Consider the following 18,977-nt stretch of genomic DNA (forward strand, 5'->3'; position numbering starts at 1 on the left):
AGGATCGGATATGACGAAGATCACCAACAACGCTGCCGGCGTTCGCGTCGTCAATGCCAAGGTCGACGGCAAGGTCACTCAGGTTTCGCTCCGTCCGGGCGAAACCAAGGATCTCGACCTTATCGAGACGAAGGCCATGAAGGCCCGGATCGGATCCGGCGACATCGTCGTCGGCAAGTCTGCGGCGAAGGCAAAGGAGTCGGATACCGGCTTTAAGGCCGAGCATCACGGCGGCGGCAAGTTCAACGTCACCGAGGGTGAGACGGTGCATCTGTCCGGTCTCTCCAAGGCTGACGCGGACGCCTTCAACGCGATGAGCCCAGCCGACCAGAAGGCCTATGTCGACGCCGAGAAGGCCAAATAAAGCACAACGGGCCCGGTTTTGCGTAATGCGGGAATCGGGCCCCGGTCTTTTGCGTTAAGCGAGGCGTCATGACCCCTTACGGCACCGAAGCAGGCTTCACCGAGTACGCCGCCGCCATGGGTTACACCGTGCCCACTGGTGACGTTCTGCCGGCGATTGTGCGCGGCTCGGTCTATGTCGATGGTGTCTATGGCGAGCGCTTCACTGGCGTTCAAGCCGACATGATGCAGGAGCGTGCCTGGCCGCGTATCGGTGCCACCGCGTTCGGCACGTCAATCGCGCCGTCCATCACACCAAAGCGGGTCGAGCACGCGGCATATGAGGCCGCTCTGGCTGAATTGCGCGCGCCCGGCTCGCTTTCGATCGTGGTGACGCCGAGCAAGCGCATCGTGGAGGTTAAGGCTGGCTCCGCAGGCGTGCGCTATTCGGACCAGGGCGACGCGATCGACGGCGCCATTCCGGTGCTGACGGTCGTCGAGGGGCTGCTCGCGCCGCTCCTGACCCAGCCCATGCCCAGCATCATGGTGGTGTGATGTCTCTGCTTGAAGGCGAACTCGCCAATATCATTGGTGACGCGCTGGTGTCGGCCGACATCCCCTATGACGTGACGATCATTCGGCTCACATCGGGCGAGAGCGATCCGTCGACGCCATGGATACCGGGCGAGCCGACGCTGACGGAATACACGGGCAAGGGCTTTGTCGACAGCTACAGCGTGTTCGAACGCGCAGCGTCATCGATCGAGACGGGCGATATCAAGATCGTGCTGGTTGCGAACACGTTCAGCATCGTGCCGAACCCTGCCGATGAAATCCGGGCGCGGGGCGTGATCTACAACGTGATCGACGTGCAGCCGGACCCGGCGCGGGCGACATATGCTGTGCAGGCCCGCCGCTGATGGCCCGTCGCCAGACAGCACGGCAGCGCCTCGCAGCGCTATCGGCCAAGTTCGAGCCAGCCTTGCAGGCCGCGTTCCTCGCCGCCATTGATGACCTCCGCAATGGGGTGCAGACCGCCCGCGTGGCAGAGCGCCTTGAACGGGGCGATGTGGATGGGGCACTTCGGGCTTTGAACGTCGATCCGGCTGCCTTCCGGCTTTTCGAGGAAGGGATACGCGAAGCCTTCATCGGTGGCGGCATTGCTTCCAGCGGCGCGGTGTCCGGTCTTCGCGATCCGAGCGGCGGGCAACTGCTTGTGCGGTTCGATGCGCGGGCGCCGGTTGCCGAGCGGTTCATGCAGGACGTGGCGCTGCGCAATGTGCGCCTGGCCGACGATGTGATTGCAGCCTCGCGCCAGCATATGGTTCAAGGCTTGATCGACGGCCGCAACCCACGTTCTGTCGCGCTAGACATGGCTGGCCGCATCAATCGCGCCACTGGCAGGCGGGAAGGCGGCATCCTCGGGCTTTCGTCCGTGCAGGAGCGATATGTCGCCACGGCACGGCAAGACCTGCTCTCGGGCGATCCTGAACGGCTTCGGCACTATCTGAAGCTTGGCCGCCGCAATAAGAGCTACGACCGCACCATCACCGCCGCCATTCGGGACGGCAAGTCGATCCCGGCCACCAAGGTGCAGGAGATCGTCGGCAAGCTATCGGATAGCTATCTGCTTCTGCGGGCCGAAACGATCGCGCGCACAGAGACCATCGGGGCGCTGAACGCATCCCACTCGGCGACGTTTGATCAGCTCGTGGCAGACGGCAAGGTCACGGCCAACCAGGTCAGGAAGATATGGCGCGCGACGAGGGATTCGCGGACGCGGGACAGTCACGCTGCGCTGGACGGGGAGAGCGTCGGCAAGGACGAGCGGTTCTCGAACGGGCTGATGTTCCCTTGCGAGCCGGGCGGCAATCCATCCGAAATTTGTAACTGCAGATGCTCGCTCGATTATCGTGTCGACTGGTTTGCGAACCTGACGTGATGTAATGGCCGGTCAACAATCCTTCCAAGCGCAAATAGACCGATGGGTTGCGGAAACCCAAGCGCGGATGGTCGCGGTGTTTCGGGCGAGTGCGCAATTCGTCATTGAGGATGTCCGGGCTCGCACGCCGCGCGATACGGGCTATCTCGTGAACTCCCTCACGACCTCTCTCGACGGCCCGCTTCCAATGCGCGGGACGCAGGGCGATGGATACACCGCGCCGCCGTTCATAGCCGTCATCGCCGGCGCGGACTTGGGCGACGTGATCACGGCAAGCTTCGTCGCGGAATACGCGGCCGCCATCGAGTACGGCGCACGGGGCAGGGAAGGCCGGGGGATGGTCAGGCTCGCCGCGCAGAACTGGCAGGCGCATGTCGACCGCGCCACGGCAGAGGCTAAGGCTGCGGTTCGCTCGCGCGGATAAGCCCCGCCATCGTCATCATCAAAGCGGCCCGGCTCGTCTTGAGAGCGGTATCGCCGCGCAACGTCTCGCCTTTCAGATGCTCAAGCTCGAACGCCATCCGGTGGAGGCGGTCAACGATATCGTCGTCATTCAAGGGCTTTGGTGTCTGGTTCACGCGCAGAAGGTAGCAGCTATGCGAGTTTCTTCAAATCCCGACGATCCAGGCTATCGCCAGTTCATGGTCGCCATAGAGAACGGCAAAGCCGTGCACCCCTTCCTTGATGGCGTCGAGGTAAAAGGGTGCACGACAGCCGATGAGGAAAAGGGCTTCGTCATCCGGTGCGTGCTCGATAGCGACGGCAAGGCCCAGATCGACCCGAACGACCCTGAGCGCGTATGGGAAGAGCGCGTCGAGGGCCGTGTCGAGATCAAGATCGTCTGACCATGCCATCGATCCCCGAGGATATCGAGACGGCGCTCTTCACGCGCGCCGCTGGACTGGCTGCGCTGACGGGTCTGCCCCTGGCCTGGCCTAACGTTTCATTTTCTGCGCCGCCGAGCGGCCGCTATCTGCGCGTGTCGCACCTGCCGAACCAGACGCAGCGCCTGTTCATCAACTCCGCCGCCCATCGCCGGCCCGGTATCCTCCAGATCAGCGTCGTCGTTCCGCTCAACGTGGGCGCCAGCGCTGCCACACGCATCGCAGGGCAGGTCGCAGAGCATTTCCCGATGGATCTGCGCATGACCTCTGGCGGCGTGTCCGTGCGGGTCACTAAGGCCCCAGACATCGCGCCAGCGATCAAGGAAGACGCGGCGTGGATTGTCCCTGTTTCCGTCTCGTTCGAGGCGCTCGCCTAAACCGCCCCTTCGGCAAGGGCTTTCACAGCACAGGAGGCCGACATGGCCCTTTATCCAGTTGCCGGAAGCAAGCTGTTCATCGGCGGCGTTCTGGCAGACAAGAGCACCGATTTCGTCGAGGCGGACTTCACCACCGAAACGTGGCAAGAGATCGATGGCTGGTCGACCATGGGCTCATCCGGCGACACTGCGGCGCTGATCACCACGCCGCTGATCAACCGCGGTCGCGACGTGAAGCAGAAGGGCACCTGGAACGCGGGCCAGATGCAGAACACCTTCGCCATCATCGAAACCGATCCGGGCCAGATCGCGCTCATCGCGGCGTCCAAGACGCGTGACAATTACGCGTTCAAGATCGAGCTTTCGAGCGGCGGCGAGCGCCTGTTTATCGGCCTTGTCATGAGTGCCGAGGAAGCCGGCGGAGATGCCAACACCATCAACAACCTCTCGGCGACGATCGAGATCAACTCCAACATCGTGAAGGTGGCCGCCTGATGGATATCGCATCTCTCAAGCGCGACAGCTCCAAGGTCGAAGCCGGCGATTGGGTCAGCGACATCCCCGGCATGGGCAACGTTCGTCTGCGTGTCCGCGGCCTCTCCAGCCCGACCGTCGTTGCGCTGCGCTCGCGCAAGGAGCGCAAGGTCACTCGGGAAGAGCGGGAGCGTGACGGTTCGCTCAAGCCCGAAGCCGCCATGCGCATCTTCGGCGAAGTGCTGCACGAGGCGGTACTGTTCGATTGGGATGGGCTCACGAAGGACGGCAAGCCGCTGCCCTTTGATGCCGACCTCGCGAAGGAATGGTTGACCAACCCCGATTACGTCGCCTTCGCCGATGCCGTCGTCTGGGCTGCCCAGATCGTCGACAAGGGCCGCGCAGGGGAGACGGAAGACATGGGAAACGGCTCCAAGCGGTCGTCGCGCGCAGCCTCGCCGGCGACGACCTGATCCTTGAAGGCGATCTGCTGCCCGGCACCTTGGACTGGCTTCATGCCTTCTGGGAGCTTTGCACCGATCGCCAAATAGGCATGGGCGTCGGGGCCATCCCGGCGTCCGCCATCAACTCGTGGGCGGCACAGTCCGGGTTGGACGATGTCGAGACGGCGACTTTCCGGGCCTGCATCAGGGCTATGGACGGCGCCTATCTCGAATATGCCAACAAGCCTGAAGCGGAGCGCAAAAAGGTCGAAAGCCGGCCGCTCAGCGGCGAGCTGTTCGATGCGTTGTTCAGCTAGAGCGTGGGATCGCGACGTCCTGTCGGCAGTGTCTGCGGGGCAGGGGCTGATGCAGGTCGCTGCGCGCCTGCCAGCTTCGAAAGGTGGCGCTCGATCAGAGCGACATAGGCGATCATCCCGCAGGCCAGAGCAGCCACGAGGACGCCAACGGCTCCACCGAAGAACACGCCGAAGGGCGAGCCGTTGAACAGCCGATAACCGATCACGACTCCGGCAGCGATGATGGCTATGGCGATCAGACCGTTCAGCGCAGTCAGCGTCTCTGCAAGCAATCTGTTCAATTTGCTCTCCCGTTCCCGCGCGGAGAATAGACCGGCCGTGCCCGGGAGGTAAACAATGGACATTGCGACCCTGGGCATTGCGGTCCGCTCCGAGCAGGTCGACCAGGCCAATGCCTCTCTTCAGCGTTTTGCGCAGGCATCAGGCGCAGCGGAACGCGCCGCCAAGAACGTCGGTACAGAAGCCACCAAGGCCGGGCGCATGGCGGCTGCAGCCAATGACAATGCCGCAGCATCCGCCAGCCGCGCGGCGCAGGCCTATGGCGGGTGGGAAAAGTCTGCCGCGATGGCCGCTCGCGCGATCGGCGCCGTTGTCGGCGCGCTGGCGACGAACGCGCTTATCCAGTTCGCTGATACATGGTCCGACATCAACGCGCGCGTCGGCCTTGCTGTGAGAAACATGGACGCCAGCGGGGCCGTTCTCGATCGCTTGGCAGTAATCGCCCGCCGCACCTATTCGGCTCTGGACCTGACGGCCGAAAGCTTCATCCGCAACGCCACGGTTCTGCGCGAGCTCGGCAAGAGCACCGCCGACCAGCTCGACTACACCGAGGCGCTGAACCTTGCGCTGGTCGTCTCTGGCGCCCGTGCCGATCGCGCAGCCCGCGTGCAGGATGCACTTGGCAAGGCCATGGCACGCGGCAAGCTGAGCGGCGATGAACTGAATACAGTCATCGAGACGGGCGGCCGCGTGGCGGAGGTCTTGGCTGAAGAGCTTGGCATCGGCGTCAATCAGCTCCGCCAGTTCGGTGCTGACGGCAAGATCACCGGCGACGTCATCTACAACGCCCTGACCAAGCGCATGGAAGGCCTTCGCGCTGAGGCGGAACTGATGCCGGCCACGATCGGCGATGGCATGATGCTGATCCGCAACTCGTTGATGCAGTTCATCGGCACGATGGACCAAGCCGCTGGCGCGTCTGAGACTTTCGCGTCCGGTCTGATCTTTGTCGCGGACAACATCGGCCGCATCGTCACGACCACCGCAACCGCGGTCACGATGTACGGCAGCTACTACGTCGCGGCATTCGTGGCAGCCAATGTGGCCACCATGACATTGGCCGGCTCGCTCACATTCTTGCGGGCCGCCCTGATCCGCACTGGCATCGGCGCCGTCGTCGTTCTTCTCGGCGAGCTCGTCTATCAGCTCATTGAAGCGCGCCAGCACGTCGAGAGCTGGGGCCAAGCGTTCGAAGACGTGTTCGAGCGGTCGAAGGCTATTGCGGCGGCATTCGGTTACGGTTTCGAATCGATCGTGGCCGGGATGCAGTCGGTTTGGGCTTCGTTCCTCGCCGATATGGTCGAGGGCTTTGAAAGCTCGTTCGGCGGCATCCTGCGTGCGTTCGGCATCGGCGTTGAGCAGGTGTCGGGCATGGTCTACAAGCTGCGCAACGAGGCGGAGCTTGCGACGGCGCTTTCCGAGGCGTCGGGCAATCTGGCGCAACTGGCATGGAACCATGGCACGCGTCCGCGTGAGGGAGCGGCTGTCGAGCTTCCGGGCGGTGGTGGGTCTGGCATCAGGCCGAGCGGCGAAGTCGACAAGGCGGCGCAGCGTGCAGCGGAACGGGCGGCGAAGTCCTACGAGCGCATCACGCGCTCCGCCCAGCAATACATCGAAGCGCAGAAGCTGGAAGCGCAAGCCATCGGCATGACCGAGCGCGAGGCCAACCGGCTTCGCTACACGCAGGACCTGCTTAACCAGGCGCAGGATGCGGGGATCAAGCTCACTTCGGCCCAGAAAGCCGAGCTGGAAGGCTTGGCCTCCGCCATGGCTGATGCCGAGGCGAACACCACTGCGCTGCGCGATGCGTTCGACTTCGCCAAAGAGGTCACGTCGGGCTTCCTCAACGACTTCAAGTCGGGCCTGGAGCAAGGCAAGGGCGTGCTGCGGTCATTCGCCGACGCGGCGCTCGGCGCGCTCAACAAGATCGCTGACAAGCTCATCGACATGGCCGTCAACAGCCTGTGGGCCAATGCCTTCGGCGGGTCGAGTGGCGGCGGCCTGATGAGCCTGTTCGGCGGCATGTTCGGTGGTGGCGGCCGCAACTGGGGCGCCATGTCAGCATCCGGTAAGTATCTGTTCGATAGCGGCGGCTGGACGGGTGGAGGGTCACGCTCTGGCGTTGCTGGTCTTGTCCACGGCCAGGAGTTCGTAGTTCGGGCAGGGCCAGCCGCTCAGCACCGGCAACTGCTCGAGGCCATCAACTCCGGGCGGCCGGTCAGCGCCAACAACAACCAGCCCGGCGCGGCGAACCAAAACGGCGGCACACAGACAGTTCGCATCGAGCTCGCCGACGGTCTCAAAGCTGAAATCATCGGGGAGGCGAACCAAAACGCCGTCCAGATCGTGCGCCAGAACAACGCTGCCCAGCAGAACTATCGCCAGAATGGTGGCAACTGATGGTGACGGTCATCGATCTTCCGCTGATCCGGGGCTGGGAACAGGTCACGTTCGACCCGATCCAGCCCCGTAGCGCATCGCGCATGGAGGGACGCCGGACTGAGGCGCAGGCATTCGGGACGCCGTATTGGGTCGCAAACTACACGCCGGGATGGCTGCAAGAGCGCGATTACGGGCTGATGGATGCCTTCATGATGCGGGCAGGGGACGGGCAGGAGGTCTTTCGGGCATACGACCCGTTCCGTCCTCGTCCGACCGCGCATGACAGCGGACAGCCCCTGTCGGGCACGAGGGCGGCCGGTGGGGCATTCGACGGCACGGCGACCATTACGGCGCGCACCGCGAACAGCCTGACCATCTCCGGCCTGCCAGCACTCTTCCAATTCCGCGCCGGCGACTATGTCGAGGTGCGCAAGTCGGCGTCGATGATCTCGCTGCACCGGGTCATGGCCGACGTCGCTGCCAACGGCTCGGGCGTCGTCACGCTGGGGATCCGCCACAACCTAGACCTCCAGACTTTCACGCTGCCCCTGACGGCGAACTTCGAAAAGCCGGCCTGTCTGATGCAGATCGATGCGGGCTCCTATCAGGGGCAAAAGTCCTGGTCGTCGCGTTCGCCGTCGTTTTCGGCAACCGAGGTGTTTTTCTCATGAGCCTTGACCCAGCCGTAGAAGCCGCGCTCGACAGCGGGCAGATCAAGCGCCTCGACCTGATCCGGTTCGATCTACCGGGCAAGAGCGTCGGCTATCATCGGGGTGGCCGGCCTTATACCTACAACGGGCTTGTGTATCATCCGAACCGGTGGCTCCAGACGGGCGGCATGAACTCGGCGCTCGGGGTGGCCGTGACGACGCGCACGATCGTGTTCTCGAACGTGCCGACCGCGAACCCCGACGACGCAATCGCCACGCTGGAGAGCTACGCCTATCAGAACGCGCCGGTCATCATCGCGCATCTGGCTGGCGATCCGGTCACCGACGAAGTGCTCGGTATCCTCGCCTCGTCCATCTACGAGATCGACCAGGTGTCCTATCAAAAGGGCGCGGCAGGCGAGAACGGCGAACGCACGCTGACCATCTCGATCGATCTCCAGCCGCCCGGTCGATCCGCGCGCGGGGCCACGCTGGTGAAGCGCTCGCCGGCAGAGCAGAACTTCGACAATTCCGCGACCGACACGAGCCTCGAATACGTGGCCGTCAATGCACAGTGGCCGCTCGAATGGGGGCAAAGGCAGGGATGACCCGGTTCGAGATCGTCAGTGCCGTCCTCGATCAGGAGATGGCAAAGCCGTATCGCTATGGCAGCGCGGATTGCTTCTTCCTCGGGCTGCGCATGGCGACGGCGTTCGGACACAAGGGTTTGATCACCCGCTATCGTCGCCGCTACACCACCTTGCGGGGCGCACAGCGCGCGTTGCGCAAGGTCGGGCACAAGACGCTCGCCACGTTCTTCGCGGCGCTCCTGGCGCCCTGTGCGCCTGCCATGGCCCGGATCGGGGATATCGGCATCGTCCAAATCGGCAACGCCGAGCACGTCGCGATTTGCCTCGGCGCTCGCTGGATCACCAAGACCGAGCGCGGGCCGGCCACCCACGACATCACCGCCGTGACTGCGGCCTTCCGGGCGGGGTAAGCTTTCATGGCGATCTTTACGGCTATCGGCGGTGCTATCGCCGGGGCGCTCTTTGCTGGCTCGGCTCTGGCGGCAACCGTCATTTCCGGGGCGCTGGCATTCGGAGCGAACCTGCTCGTCAGCTACCTGACGCGGCCGAAGAAGCGCAGCTACACGGCTGTTCAAGGCGAGGTGCAGTTCGGCGGCAATATCCCTGTCGGCGCGATGTATGGCCCCGGCCTCGTCAAGGGGCAGCGCGCCTACTACGTGAAGTGGGGCAGCGGCAACAAATACAATGCCGAACTGTTCCTGCTCTCCAACGGCTGGTGCGACGGGCTGGAACCGGAGGTCTATTTCTATGGCAATCGCTATACGCTGATCCCGACCGCGACAGTTTCGAACGAGGTCGCGCGCTATCAGGTCTCCGGCTTCGGCGAGAAGCTGACGATCCGCTTCTATGACGGCCGGCCGGGACAGGCTGCCGATGGCCGGCTCGTCTCGGTGTCGTCGTCTTCCGGCACGCCATGGAAGGCGACCAGCACCTGCGCCGGCATGGCCTATGTCGTCGTCGAGCGCGAATATGACGAGGCGCTGTTCGAACAGGGCGTTCCCGAGATCAGCTTCATTCTGCGCGGGCTTCGGCTTTACGATCCGCGCAAGGACTCGACGGTTGCCGGCGGCTCCGGTGCGCATCGCATCAATGATCGCGCGACGTGGGAGTTCAGCCAGAACCCGGCGCTCCAGCGACTGAACTACCAGCTCGGGCTGCGCGGCCTGATCTCGTCGCGCACGCTGATCGGCGAAGGCAAGTCGCTCGGGCAACTCGACCTCGGCACTTATTTCGCGGCGATGAACGTCTGCGACACGATCCGCGCCGGCAAGCCGACCTATCAGTCCGCGCTCTATGTCGTGTCCGACGACGACCATACGGAGGTGCTGAAAGAGTTCGACGACGCGATGGCAGGCTATGGCCTCAACCGTCGCGGCCTGTCCGGTGTGCTGGTTGGGGCGCCGCAGATCCCTGTCGCCACCATCACGGCCGACGACATCCCGACCGATCGCGCCCAACAGGTGCAACTGCGCAAATCGTCCTTCGACCTCTACAATCACCTGTCCGGTCAGTTCATCTCGAAGGAGGATCAGTGGAACCCGGCCAGCCTGAAGCCGGTCTACGTCAATGCCGACATCGCAGCAGACGGCAGGACGCGGCAGACCTCGAACGACTTTCTCCAGGTCTCCGATCCCGACATCGCGCAATATCTGATTTCGATCCGCTATCGGCAGAACCGCAAGGGCGGCTCGGCAACGGTGCCTGTCTCGCGTCGTCTCGGCCTGCGCGTCCAGGAGGGCGAGTGGGTCACGTTCGAAGGCCGCACCTGGCTGATCCGCGAATGGCAGTGCGACGAGAGCTTCAACGTCACGCTCGTCCTGGCAGAGACCGGCGCGGACATCTATTCGGAAGCGGGCATCGAGCCTGGCCCGATCGTCCTGCCTTCGACGCCACCGGTCAACCCGTCGCTGTTGTCGACCGTCCAGAACTTCGCCGTCGAAGTCGGCATGATCGAAGGTGGCGAGGGGTTTCAGGTTCCGGCGCTGCGCTTCACCTGGACGCCGCCGGAAGACCCGACGATCCGCACGGTGCGGTTTCAGTATGTGACCGCGACGATCATCAGCCAGGAGCCCAACCCCGCCGACGCCTTCGAAGACGCGACAGCCGACGTCGAGCGGGGCGAGTACATCACGACCAAGAACGTCGTCTCGGGCCTCTACTACATCGCCCGCGCGACCATCACGACGCGGCCCGATCGCTTCAAGACGTGGACCCCATGGTTTACGACGGCGCAGCGGACCGGATTGCTTACGGTCTATATCGACGGCGTTGTCGACCAGATCAACGAGTTCATCGGGAACGCACTGCAATTCATCGGGCCGGGCGTTCGCGACCTGAAGGACGAACTGATGCTCGTCGCCACGACGAGCGCCGACCAGGCCCTCGGCCACTATGACGACCGGCAGAAGATCAGGATCGAGCTGACGTCGGGTCTGGAGAATGTCCGCGCCGACGCCATGGTCGCGATCGACGTGGCGACAGGACCGGAGTCCGCGCTTGCGCAACTCGTCGCCTCTGTCGATGCCAAGGTCGGCGACGTCGAGGCCGGCGCGGTCGAGGCGCTGGTCGCCCAGGTCAACGGCGATGGCGGCATCGCGCAATCGGTGACCGCGCTGAGCGTCGCCATGGGCGGCGACGGCGCGAGCGTCAATGTGCGGATGCTCGCGCAGGGATCGCCGGGCGCGGGCTATACGTCACGATATGCGGTTCAGGCGCGGGCGGGCGTCGGTGATGCCTTCCGGGACGCGTCGTTGTTTATTGACGTGCCGGAATCGGCCGCGCAGCCGACACGTATCGTCCTCAGTGCCGAGCAATTGGTGCTGACCAACCCGACAGCATCGGCAACGCCCTTCGTGTTCCAGGATGGTGTCTTGCGGCTCGGCGGCGGCGTCCGCGCGGCATGGGCGCAGATCGACGACGTCTCGATCGTCTGGGCGCAAATCCAGAATGCCGTGGTGAACAACTTCGTCGCGACGGAAGCAAATATCGGCAACCTGACGGTCGACACGATCCACATCAAGAATGGAGCCATCACGTCGGGCGGTTCCGCCGTCGCCCCGGCAACACAGACCGCGTCGGGCGTCTGGCAAACGGTCGCATCCTTCACCATCAACAACACGCAGGGCGCGAATGTCCTGTTCCAGTACGACGTCGTGCTGGCGCTGAGCGGAGCGTCCCAGACCGGCCAGTTCCGTGTCCTGCGCAACGGCGCGCAAATCGCCAGCGGCAGTCACACAAACCCTGCCGGTAGTGGCAGTTCACAAGCATTCAACCGCCTGCTGCTCGACGGCGCACCGGCCGGCAGCGTGATCTACACGCTCCAGGGGCTTGGCACGAATGTCGTCGGGCCGGGCGGAACCAGCTTCAGCATCAGCGGAACGATCGTCGGCCAGTACTGGAAGAAGTAGGCCGCTTCAAAGGACCATCATCATGACCAAGACGACCCCGGCCGCCGACGAAGTGTCGGCAGGCGCTCCAGCCATGCGTTCCGTCCAGATCGACCCACTGGTCGCCTTGGCTGAAGCGCAGGCGCTTTGCGAATTCTACCGCAATCGCTGCCTGATCCTGGCCAATGAAAACCACGTCCTGCGCACCGCTGCCAAGGAGTATGGCTGATGGCTCTGATCTCCTACTACGACATCGGTGTCGCATCGGTCGCAAACGGCGAGACGTTCGTCACCGGAACCGGCACGCAATGGCTGACGGCGCTACGCGAGAACGACATCTTCGTCGGCAAGGATGGCCGGTCTGCGCGCGTCGCCTCGATCGAGAGCGCCACGTCGCTGACACTGGCCCGGCCGTGGCCCGGCGACAGCCAGACCGACGATGTCTATGAAGTCCGCATCACGCCGGCGCCGTCCGAGATCACAGCGTCGGTTCGTGAGCTGCTGGAGAAGCTGCGGCAGGGCTTGTGGCTCACCCCAAACGCCACCGGGACGCTTGCCGAGCGCGCCGGCTATGACAGCGCTCGTCGCGGCTTCATCTACATGCAGACCGACGTCGAGCCCTTCGTCGTCTTCGTCAAGCAGACGGATACGGCGGGCGACTGGTCGCCTGGAACGTCACCACAGGCCGGGCCGCAGGGCGAGCAGGGCGATCAAGGCATTCAAGGTGAACTCGGCCCCCGTGGCTGGACGATGGAACTGGAGGCGGTCACCGATGGCCCCGACCGCGACGTTCTCCGCGTTGTCGGATGGGTCGGCGGCGAGGGCGACCCACCCACAGAAGGCATCGGTTCATATATCGGTCCGGGTGGACTTGTCGCAACGGCAGCCCAAGCACTGAACATCAAGGGCAATATCGGCGATCGCGGCCCGACCGGCATCAACTGGCGCGGCGCCTGGGAAAGCGATGAAACCTATCAAGACCGCGACATCGTGACCGATCCCGACATCAACGACGGCCCGGCTGCCTGGATTGCGACCGCGTCAAACCTCAACAGTCGCCCGCGCGACAATCCCGCCGACTGGCAGTTCTTCCCCGGCGCATTCCCCGCGACCGCCGATTACGGCGTGATCGCCGAAAGCCCTGACACAACCCGCGACTATGGAGTGCTCGCATGAGCCAGCAAATTCGCCGCCGGCGCGGCACGACTGCGCAACACGCCGGCTTTACAGGGGCTGGAGCCGAACTGACGGTAGATACCGACAAGAACACGGTCGTCGTTCACGATGGCGCCACGGCTGGTGGTCATCCGCTGGCGAAAGAGGCGGCACTGGCCGATAAGGCTGACGCAACTGCCACTGCTGATGCGTTGGCGACTCTCGATCAGAACGTCAACGTTCGCCTGCGTTTCGACACGGCTCAGTCGCTGACCAACTCCCAGAAGCAGCAGGCAATGGCAAACGCCGGAGTTCCCCTGTCCGAGTTTTACGAAAGCGGGGAACTGACGATCACGTCCGGGTCGTTCATCACCCTGACGCACGGGCTTTCCGGGATTCCGCGACTGGCGACTGGCGTGTTGCGGTGCAAGACCGCAGAGCATGATTACTCGGTCGGCGACGAAATACTGGCGATGACGATCGAAAGCGCCGACTACGGCTCAATAATTGTGCTGCGACCGACACAGGTGGTTGTTCTCTACGGGACAAACCCAAGCGTCTTCACGGCAAAACACTCAAGCACACGTGCTGGCGTTCTCCTGACGAATGCCAACTGGCGATTGATTGTGAGGGCATGGAGATGAGCGAGGTTCGATATTTCGTCGACAAGGCGGGGCGGTATCTTGGCGCGACCGATGGCGAGCCGCTTTCGGCTTATGAGGTCGAGGAAGGCCCGCATCACGTCTCACAAGTGTGGAATGGTTCGGCGTGGTCTGCCCCGTCGACCATTGAGCAGGTCACCGTCGTTTTCCCCGCCGATTTGTGGCGGCGCGCGACGGACGAAGAGGCCGAGGCGATCGATCAGGCCATGGGGGCGCAGCCGCTGCGCATCCGCCGCATCTTCCAGAATGCGCAGTCCTATCAGTCCGATGACGAGCTTTGGCCCTTGCTCATGGGGGCGGCGATTCAGTTGTTTGGCGAAGCCAGGGCGGCAGTGCTCTTAGAGTCCTCGTTGCCGGGGGCGTAACCGAGTCATTCCTGGGCGCCTTTTGCGAGAGTTTCCAGTCGGCTAGCAGCTAATCGGCCAGCGAACTCGATCAACTCGATCAACACGATCAAGCTGGCGAGTACGGTCGCGGCAATCATCCAGTGTGAGTACCGGAAGTCGGCCGATCCCGTCGCAAAAAACAAACCCACCATATGAAGGCAGCCGCTTCCAAAGAGTGCCGTCGCTACGGCAAAAGTCAGTCTATTTGTTGCAGCAAAGAACGCAACGGAAACAATCAGGCCGACGACACTGGCCATCAAATAATAGTATGGCTTGAAGATATCGGCGGCGGCGAGCTCATTAAGGGTTTCGAAATAGAAGGTTTCGTGGTCGCTGGGTCTGCTTTGAACCCCGAGGTCGTTCTCATCAATACGGCTGAACACCGGACCCCAAAGCATTTCAAACGGGGGCAACCCGACGAGGCTCGCGAACACAGCTGATCTGTGTGCAAGATATTCCCAAGGAAACTCGGCAACTAGCTGCATCCAGGTCTCCGCGAGAGCGGTTCGCGCACTCGGGTTTTCCTGAAAATGATCATACTGAAAGGGCGTTGCGCTTTTGGACGGCCTTCCTCCTTCATCCTCATGAACCTGCCTGCCGACCATGAGCGGCACAAGCGAGCGCGGTGTGTACAACGTTCGGACGTCTTCGAGTGTTTGCGGGGCTAGAACCGAAATATCAACATCACCGGTGCTGGCTGCGGCAATTCCGGCGATGTCGTACTGAGCGATGACAGTCCACAGATGGGCTCTTTTCTCGACGATTTGCGAACTGACGATGCTGGCAAGCGCCAGCAAGCAGACTGCAACGGCCGCCCCGCCGAAAACAGAGACAAAGAAGCGCGCGACGAATCGCAAACGGCCCTCCAGGGCCATGAAAACGACAGCTGCTGCGATCGGCACTACCGCGGCGCCGGCGTTGTGCCGCATGGAAATGGCAAGGAAGAGAAAGAGGAAGGAGATTGCCAGAAGCAGCGTTCGACGCTGCGCGTGTTGGTAGGATGCCGTGGCAGTTCCGAGCGCCATCAACAGGAAACCAGCCATGAAGATATCCGACCAGATTACCCCGATGATCCCTAACAGCGGTGGCCAAAAACTGAAGATCAGAAAGCCTAGCGCCAACGCCGCGCCGCGAAACAGGGACGCGAGCGTCAGTGCAGCCCCAAGGGAATATAGAAGCAACTGTAGCAACAGCATCAGCTGAGGCCCCGGCGAGACTTTGTCCAAGGGTGCCCAGAGGAGCGCCAAGTACGGCGACCAGGCGTCACTGAGATCGCCGGTACGCGCCTGGCGCAATATCTCTATGCTGTCGGTTGACATCGAACCTGGATACCAGATGAAGAGCATCAAAACCGACCAGACCAGAGACAAGCCGGCAGCGGCCGTGAATGACGTTCCCTCTGAAAATCCTTGCGCTGTCATGTATAGCTCCTTCCGTCGGGCTACCGACGCACTTGCACGAAGCGGGAGGTCATGTCACGTACCGATGTGACAACAAGGGGACTGTCCTTTTGAAAAATGTTTGGATCGTCATCCCGGCTTTCAACGAAGGCGAAGTTCTCGGCGATGTCGTTCGCTCGGCCGTCGCTCGCGGGTTCTCGGTCGTGGTCGTAGATGACGGGTCGAAGGATCTGTCAGGGGAGATTGCCTATCGGGCAGGAGCGCATGTTTGCCGTCATCCGATCAATCTCGGCCAGGGAGCCGCACTCCAAACCGGCATCGACTTTGCGCTCGGCCACGACGCGGATGCCGTTGTCACCTTTGACGCAGACGGTCAGCATTCGCTCGACGACGCGTCAGCAATGGTTTCCCGCCTAGCACGAGGCGACGTCGATGTCGTGCTCGGGTCGCGCTTTCGAGGCGAGGTCGTAGGCATGGCATCGTCGAGAAGGTGGCTTCTGCGGGCAGCGACGATATATACCCGAATGACTTCGGGACTGCGCGTCACGGACACCCACAATGGACTGCGCTGCCTAAGCCAGCGAGCTGCGCTGCAAATTCGAATTCGGCAGAACAGAATGGCTCATGCTTCGGAGATCCTGAACAAGATCGGGTCGCTGGGTTTGCGCTATGTGGAGGTTCCTTGCACCATCGCCTACACTGACTATTCCCGCGCGAAGGGGCAGAGAATGTCGGGCGCCCTGACCATTTTGGTCGATCTCGCAATGGGAAGGCTCTATCGATCATGATCAAGTTCATACTTGGAGCGCTTCTTCTCCTCCTCCTGATGTATGCGATAGCCCAGTTCCGCCGATCCCGTCCGATCTCGATCGCTATCATTCTGTGCTGCGTTGTCGGATTCGTGTTCGTGATCTCTCCCGACCTCAGCACGTCAGTGGCCAACTACCTGGGCGTGGGGCGCGGCGCCGATCTCGTCATTTATCTGGTCGCGATTGTCACGCTCGCCGGAATTTTCAACCTCCATCTACGAATTCGTGCGTCCGACCATTTGGTCACTGAGCTTGCACGAGCGTTCGCAATCTCGACCGCACGCGTGCCCAAATGACAATCTGGCTTTACGCGGCTTGTTTGTCGTTTGCAGTCATCATGGGCGTCGGGCAAATGATGTTCAAGTTCGCTGCTCAGGACATCCGCATACGCGCCGAGATTTCGCCGGTCTTCGCTGCGTTTTCGCCTTGGTTGATCGCCGCCATCGTTCTCTATGCAGCAAGCACGGTTCTTTGGGTCGGAATACTCATGTACGTTCCGCTCAGTAAAGCTTATCCGTTCGCTCTTCTCGGCGCCGCATTGGTTCCAATCTTGGCTGTTCTCGCTTTGGGCGAGACGCTATCCATCTACTATCCCCTGGGATTGGGCCTGGTCGTCATCGGCGTTATGATTACCCAGTTGGGCTAAGCGCACTCACCATGGTGCGTGTCGAATGTCATTTGCGCGTGACAACAGCCGCCAACATACCTGTGGGCAAGGGCGCGGAGAGAGTCGGCGGCAACATGCGAGCCACCGCACGCAGCCTGAGAACTTCAAGCAAATATCTGACGCTATAGCCCACATTCAGTCGTTGGACCCGAACGTCGACGTCGATGCCTTTCATCTGAGCTTGACGCTGGAGACACAAGTCCGCGCCTGTGCGCGTGGGCACGGTTATGTGTTCGCCAGGCTCGAAGTAGGGCCAGGATCGGCCCAAAACCTTTCGCGCGAACGATCCATAGTCAGGACAGATGAGGATAAGTCGCCCCTTGTTCGCCACCAGCGACAGGCACTCATGCGCAAAGCTCGATGGCGTGAGAACATGCTCCCAGACGGCTACGGAAAACACGGTGTCGAACTCTCGACCAATGCTCTCACTCCATCCATTCCGGTTCATGTCGACACTTGAGTATTCTACCGTCCGGTCCAACCCCCCTGGCCGAGGCCCGATATCTGCGGCTGAGCCGTTTGGCCGTGTGCGTGCGAGCTTGTTGGCTACTTCAGCATGGCCAGCGCCAACGTCCAGCCAGCTTCGGCCCACAAGATGTCTTTCTATAAAATCGGTGTAAAACACATACTGGGCATCAAGCGCGCCCGAGCGAGCGCCCTCCTTGTACCACAGAGGCCGGAATTGCTCGTAGTGCTGATAGAACTCGGATAGCCGCAGTTCGCTCGGTGGGTTCGCGGTCCCCAACGAACCACAATGATTGCATCGGAACAGATCAAAGGGGCCAAAGGTCGTGTCGACCTTGTGGCTCATCCCCCGATAGACAAGGCGTGTGTTGTCCGACCCGCAGTAATCGCAATGCATGAGAACGCCCTTCTGAATGGCCCAGACTGATCGCAGCTATCCAGCCGACCCGACCGGCCCCTGAACACCCCATAGATTGCCCTTCGAACAACTTCAATCACCCGGAAACGGGGGAAAGGCATAGCCGTGACCATCATCCCGACCGAGTGGATGCCGCTCGTGCCCATGGCCCGCATCATCGGCCACTGGACCGCCGGCAATCACAAAGCCAGCGACACCGACAGGCGCGCTTATCACGTCCTCGTCGAGGGCGACGGCAAGGTGATCCGCGGCGTTCCGTCGATCGACCTCAACTCGGGCTCGATCAAGAGCGGCTACGCGGCGCACACGCTCAACTGCAACACCAATTCCATCGGTGTCTCGATGTGCGGCATGGCAGGGGCCGTCGAGGTGCCTTTCAGTGCCGGGCGCGCGCCGCTGACGCAGGTGCAGTGGAATGCCTTCGTGCAGGCCGTCGCTGCCCTCGCGCGGCGCTACGGCATTCCGGTTACGCCGAAGATGATCCTTTTCCATGCCGAGGTGCAGGGCACGCTGGGGATCACGCAACGCAACAAGTGGGACGTGATCCGGCTGCCGTTCGATCCATCCGGCACCGGCGCCAAGGCCGTCGGCGACAAGCTCCGCAGAGAGGTGACCAAAGCCATGTCTGGAGTGAACATCGCGCCGCCCGATCCGGTGCCTGCCGGGGGCGTGGGTCGCGTCATTCCGCCCGCGCTCAACACCCGCAACGGGCCGAACGGCGAGGTGACCGGGGCGCTGCGAGAGGGAACACGCGTCGAGATCATCGGCCAGAACGGCAACTGGCTGAATATCGAGACGCCGGCCGGGTTCAGCGTGTGGGCGCATCGGGACTTCATCGAGGTGGTCGACGGCCCGCCTGCGCTCGAGCCGACGAAGCCAGATCCTCGACGCGCCATCATCGATCGCATCCGCCGCGATCTCGACGAACTTGAAACCATGGGAGCATGAC

Annotated in this window: 25 protein-coding genes; 23 read left to right on the forward strand and 2 right to left on the reverse strand. The window is 62.5% G+C overall.

Features of this window, described 5'->3' with window-relative positions; all coding sequences use genetic code 11:
* Positions 1–10: 10 nt before the first annotated feature.
* From PZ895_RS07995 to PZ895_RS08040, 10 genes are all read left to right on the forward strand, one after another.
* On the forward strand, positions 11–364 hold the full coding sequence (locus PZ895_RS07995; protein ID WP_275838495.1) for a hypothetical protein: 354 nt from the start codon (positions 11–13) through the stop codon (positions 362–364).
* A gap of 68 nt (positions 365–432) precedes the next feature.
* On the forward strand, positions 433–897 hold the full coding sequence (locus PZ895_RS08000; protein WP_275838496.1) for a DnaT-like ssDNA-binding protein: 465 nt from the start codon (positions 433–435) through the stop codon (positions 895–897).
* Complete coding sequence (locus PZ895_RS08005) at positions 897–1,262, forward strand: hypothetical protein (protein ID WP_275838497.1); 366 nt, start codon at positions 897–899, stop codon at positions 1,260–1,262. The genes PZ895_RS08000 and PZ895_RS08005 overlap by 1 nt, the downstream gene beginning before the upstream one ends.
* Complete coding sequence (locus PZ895_RS08010; RefSeq protein ID WP_275838498.1) at positions 1,262–2,284, forward strand: phage minor head protein; 1,023 nt, start codon at positions 1,262–1,264, stop codon at positions 2,282–2,284. The genes PZ895_RS08005 and PZ895_RS08010 overlap by 1 nt, the downstream gene beginning before the upstream one ends.
* 187 nt (positions 2,285–2,471) lie before the next feature.
* Positions 2,472–2,708 (forward strand): hypothetical protein, encoded by a 237-nt coding sequence (locus tag PZ895_RS08015; protein ID WP_275838499.1) that lies wholly within the window; start codon positions 2,472–2,474, stop codon positions 2,706–2,708.
* A gap of 76 nt (positions 2,709–2,784) precedes the next feature.
* Positions 2,785–3,129: a hypothetical protein gene (locus tag PZ895_RS08020; RefSeq protein WP_275838500.1), complete on the forward strand. Its 345-nt coding sequence runs from the start codon at positions 2,785–2,787 to the stop codon at positions 3,127–3,129.
* Between the two features lie 2 nt (positions 3,130–3,131).
* Entirely contained in the window at positions 3,132–3,545 is a 414-nt protein-coding gene (locus PZ895_RS08025; protein ID WP_275838501.1) for a DUF4128 domain-containing protein, read from the forward strand.
* Between the two features lie 42 nt (positions 3,546–3,587).
* On the forward strand, positions 3,588–4,040 hold the full coding sequence (locus PZ895_RS08030; protein ID WP_275838502.1) for a hypothetical protein: 453 nt from the start codon (positions 3,588–3,590) through the stop codon (positions 4,038–4,040).
* Positions 4,040–4,492 (forward strand): hypothetical protein, encoded by a 453-nt coding sequence (locus PZ895_RS08035; protein WP_275838503.1) that lies wholly within the window; start codon positions 4,040–4,042, stop codon positions 4,490–4,492. Before PZ895_RS08030 ends, PZ895_RS08035 begins: the two co-directional genes overlap by 1 nt.
* Positions 4,493–4,572: 80 nt before the next feature.
* Positions 4,573–4,779, forward strand: a complete 207-nt coding sequence (locus PZ895_RS08040) for a hypothetical protein (protein WP_275838504.1) — start codon at positions 4,573–4,575, stop codon at positions 4,777–4,779.
* Here the strand turns inward: PZ895_RS08040 and PZ895_RS08045 are convergent.
* Positions 4,776–5,060: a hypothetical protein gene (locus PZ895_RS08045; protein ID WP_275838505.1), complete on the reverse strand. Its 285-nt coding sequence runs from the start codon at positions 5,058–5,060 to the stop codon at positions 4,776–4,778. The two genes, PZ895_RS08040 and PZ895_RS08045, sit on opposite strands and share 4 nt — an antisense overlap.
* A gap of 55 nt (positions 5,061–5,115) precedes the next feature.
* Between PZ895_RS08045 and PZ895_RS08050 the strand changes: the two genes are divergently transcribed.
* Genes PZ895_RS08050 through PZ895_RS08090 form a run of 9 tightly spaced genes read left to right on the forward strand, consistent with a single transcriptional unit; the run spans position 5,116 to position 14,248 of the window.
* Entirely contained in the window at positions 5,116–7,458 is a 2,343-nt protein-coding gene (locus PZ895_RS08050) for a tape measure protein (RefSeq protein ID WP_275838506.1), read from the forward strand.
* Positions 7,458–8,111, forward strand: coding sequence for a hypothetical protein (locus PZ895_RS08055; protein ID WP_275838507.1), 654 nt, complete (start codon positions 7,458–7,460; stop codon positions 8,109–8,111). The genes PZ895_RS08050 and PZ895_RS08055 overlap by 1 nt, the downstream gene beginning before the upstream one ends.
* On the forward strand, positions 8,108–8,698 hold the full coding sequence (locus tag PZ895_RS08060; protein WP_275838508.1) for a DUF2163 domain-containing protein: 591 nt from the start codon (positions 8,108–8,110) through the stop codon (positions 8,696–8,698). Before PZ895_RS08055 ends, PZ895_RS08060 begins: the two co-directional genes overlap by 4 nt.
* A complete protein-coding gene (locus PZ895_RS08065; protein ID WP_275838509.1) occupies positions 8,695–9,090 on the forward strand; it encodes a hypothetical protein in 396 nt (131 codons plus the stop codon). The genes PZ895_RS08060 and PZ895_RS08065 overlap by 4 nt, the downstream gene beginning before the upstream one ends.
* A gap of 6 nt (positions 9,091–9,096) precedes the next feature.
* Positions 9,097–12,087 carry a phage tail protein gene (locus PZ895_RS08070; protein WP_275838510.1) on the forward strand — a complete coding sequence of 997 codons (2,991 nt, stop codon included), beginning with the start codon at positions 9,097–9,099 and terminating at the stop codon, positions 12,085–12,087.
* Positions 12,088–12,109: 22 nt separating this feature from the next.
* Complete coding sequence (locus tag PZ895_RS08075) at positions 12,110–12,295, forward strand: hypothetical protein (RefSeq protein WP_275838511.1); 186 nt, start codon at positions 12,110–12,112, stop codon at positions 12,293–12,295.
* A complete protein-coding gene (locus tag PZ895_RS08080) occupies positions 12,295–13,242 on the forward strand; it encodes a hypothetical protein (protein ID WP_275838512.1) in 948 nt (315 codons plus the stop codon). The genes PZ895_RS08075 and PZ895_RS08080 overlap by 1 nt, the downstream gene beginning before the upstream one ends.
* A complete protein-coding gene (locus tag PZ895_RS08085) occupies positions 13,239–13,865 on the forward strand; it encodes a hypothetical protein (protein WP_275838513.1) in 627 nt (208 codons plus the stop codon). Before PZ895_RS08080 ends, PZ895_RS08085 begins: the two co-directional genes overlap by 4 nt.
* A complete protein-coding gene (locus tag PZ895_RS08090) occupies positions 13,862–14,248 on the forward strand; it encodes a hypothetical protein (protein ID WP_275838514.1) in 387 nt (128 codons plus the stop codon). Before PZ895_RS08085 ends, PZ895_RS08090 begins: the two co-directional genes overlap by 4 nt.
* A gap of 5 nt (positions 14,249–14,253) precedes the next feature.
* Here the strand turns inward: PZ895_RS08090 and PZ895_RS08095 are convergent, their stop codons facing one another.
* Positions 14,254–15,690, reverse strand: a complete 1,437-nt coding sequence (locus tag PZ895_RS08095) for a hypothetical protein (protein WP_275838515.1) — start codon at positions 15,688–15,690, stop codon at positions 14,254–14,256.
* 89 nt (positions 15,691–15,779) lie between these two features.
* Here PZ895_RS08095 and PZ895_RS08100 point away from each other — a divergent pair, with 89 nt between their 5' ends.
* The 4 genes from PZ895_RS08100 (at position 15,780) to PZ895_RS08115 (ending at position 18,976) form a co-directional block, all read left to right on the forward strand.
* Positions 15,780–16,457, forward strand: coding sequence for a glycosyltransferase family 2 protein (locus PZ895_RS08100; protein ID WP_275838516.1), 678 nt, complete (start codon positions 15,780–15,782; stop codon positions 16,455–16,457).
* Positions 16,454–16,774, forward strand: a complete 321-nt coding sequence (locus tag PZ895_RS08105; protein ID WP_275838517.1) for a DUF2304 domain-containing protein — start codon at positions 16,454–16,456, stop codon at positions 16,772–16,774. Before PZ895_RS08100 ends, PZ895_RS08105 begins: the two co-directional genes overlap by 4 nt.
* The gene (locus PZ895_RS08110; RefSeq protein WP_275838518.1) at positions 16,771–17,124 is read left to right on the forward strand and encodes a hypothetical protein; all 354 of its coding nucleotides are present in this window, start codon (positions 16,771–16,773) and stop codon (positions 17,122–17,124) included. Before PZ895_RS08105 ends, PZ895_RS08110 begins: the two co-directional genes overlap by 4 nt.
* A gap of 1,048 nt (positions 17,125–18,172) precedes the next feature.
* Positions 18,173–18,976 (forward strand): N-acetylmuramoyl-L-alanine amidase, encoded by an 804-nt coding sequence (locus tag PZ895_RS08115; protein ID WP_275838519.1) that lies wholly within the window; start codon positions 18,173–18,175, stop codon positions 18,974–18,976.
* Position 18,977 lies beyond the last annotated feature (1 nt).

This window comes from Mesorhizobium sp. YIM 152430 (assembly GCF_029210365.1).
In the GTDB taxonomy this organism is placed as follows: domain Bacteria; phylum Pseudomonadota; class Alphaproteobacteria; order Rhizobiales; family Rhizobiaceae; genus Aliihoeflea.

Excerpts from the sequence above, each read along its gene's own strand:
- PZ895_RS07995 (WP_275838495.1), top strand. The coding sequence starts at position 11 with ATGACGAAGATCACCAACAACGCTGCCGGCGTTCGCGTCGTCAATGCC.
- PZ895_RS08000 (WP_275838496.1), top strand. The coding sequence starts at position 433 with ATGACCCCTTACGGCACCGAAGCAGGCTTCACCGAGTACGCCGCCGCC.
- PZ895_RS08005 (WP_275838497.1), top strand. The coding sequence starts at position 897 with ATGTCTCTGCTTGAAGGCGAACTCGCCAATATCATTGGTGACGCGCTG.
- PZ895_RS08010 (WP_275838498.1), top strand. The coding sequence starts at position 1,262 with ATGGCCCGTCGCCAGACAGCACGGCAGCGCCTCGCAGCGCTATCGGCC.
- PZ895_RS08015 (WP_275838499.1), top strand. The coding sequence starts at position 2,472 with ATGCGCGGGACGCAGGGCGATGGATACACCGCGCCGCCGTTCATAGCC.
- PZ895_RS08020 (WP_275838500.1), top strand. The coding sequence starts at position 2,785 with ATGCTCAAGCTCGAACGCCATCCGGTGGAGGCGGTCAACGATATCGTC.
- PZ895_RS08025 (WP_275838501.1), top strand. The coding sequence starts at position 3,132 with ATGCCATCGATCCCCGAGGATATCGAGACGGCGCTCTTCACGCGCGCC.
- PZ895_RS08030 (WP_275838502.1), top strand. The coding sequence starts at position 3,588 with ATGGCCCTTTATCCAGTTGCCGGAAGCAAGCTGTTCATCGGCGGCGTT.
- PZ895_RS08035 (WP_275838503.1), top strand. The coding sequence starts at position 4,040 with ATGGATATCGCATCTCTCAAGCGCGACAGCTCCAAGGTCGAAGCCGGC.
- PZ895_RS08040 (WP_275838504.1), top strand. The coding sequence starts at position 4,573 with ATGGGCGTCGGGGCCATCCCGGCGTCCGCCATCAACTCGTGGGCGGCA.
- PZ895_RS08050 (WP_275838506.1), top strand. The coding sequence starts at position 5,116 with ATGGACATTGCGACCCTGGGCATTGCGGTCCGCTCCGAGCAGGTCGAC.
- PZ895_RS08055 (WP_275838507.1), top strand. The coding sequence starts at position 7,458 with ATGGTGACGGTCATCGATCTTCCGCTGATCCGGGGCTGGGAACAGGTC.
- PZ895_RS08060 (WP_275838508.1), top strand. The coding sequence starts at position 8,108 with ATGAGCCTTGACCCAGCCGTAGAAGCCGCGCTCGACAGCGGGCAGATC.
- PZ895_RS08065 (WP_275838509.1), top strand. The coding sequence starts at position 8,695 with ATGACCCGGTTCGAGATCGTCAGTGCCGTCCTCGATCAGGAGATGGCA.
- PZ895_RS08070 (WP_275838510.1), top strand. The coding sequence starts at position 9,097 with ATGGCGATCTTTACGGCTATCGGCGGTGCTATCGCCGGGGCGCTCTTT.
- PZ895_RS08075 (WP_275838511.1), top strand. The coding sequence starts at position 12,110 with ATGACCAAGACGACCCCGGCCGCCGACGAAGTGTCGGCAGGCGCTCCA.
- PZ895_RS08080 (WP_275838512.1), top strand. The coding sequence starts at position 12,295 with ATGGCTCTGATCTCCTACTACGACATCGGTGTCGCATCGGTCGCAAAC.
- PZ895_RS08085 (WP_275838513.1), top strand. The coding sequence starts at position 13,239 with ATGAGCCAGCAAATTCGCCGCCGGCGCGGCACGACTGCGCAACACGCC.
- PZ895_RS08090 (WP_275838514.1), top strand. The coding sequence starts at position 13,862 with ATGAGCGAGGTTCGATATTTCGTCGACAAGGCGGGGCGGTATCTTGGC.
- PZ895_RS08095 (WP_275838515.1), bottom strand. The coding sequence starts at position 15,690 with ATGACAGCGCAAGGATTTTCAGAGGGAACGTCATTCACGGCCGCTGCC.
- PZ895_RS08105 (WP_275838517.1), top strand. The coding sequence starts at position 16,454 with ATGATCAAGTTCATACTTGGAGCGCTTCTTCTCCTCCTCCTGATGTAT.
- PZ895_RS08110 (WP_275838518.1), top strand. The coding sequence starts at position 16,771 with ATGACAATCTGGCTTTACGCGGCTTGTTTGTCGTTTGCAGTCATCATG.
- PZ895_RS08115 (WP_275838519.1), top strand. The coding sequence starts at position 18,173 with ATGGCCCGCATCATCGGCCACTGGACCGCCGGCAATCACAAAGCCAGC.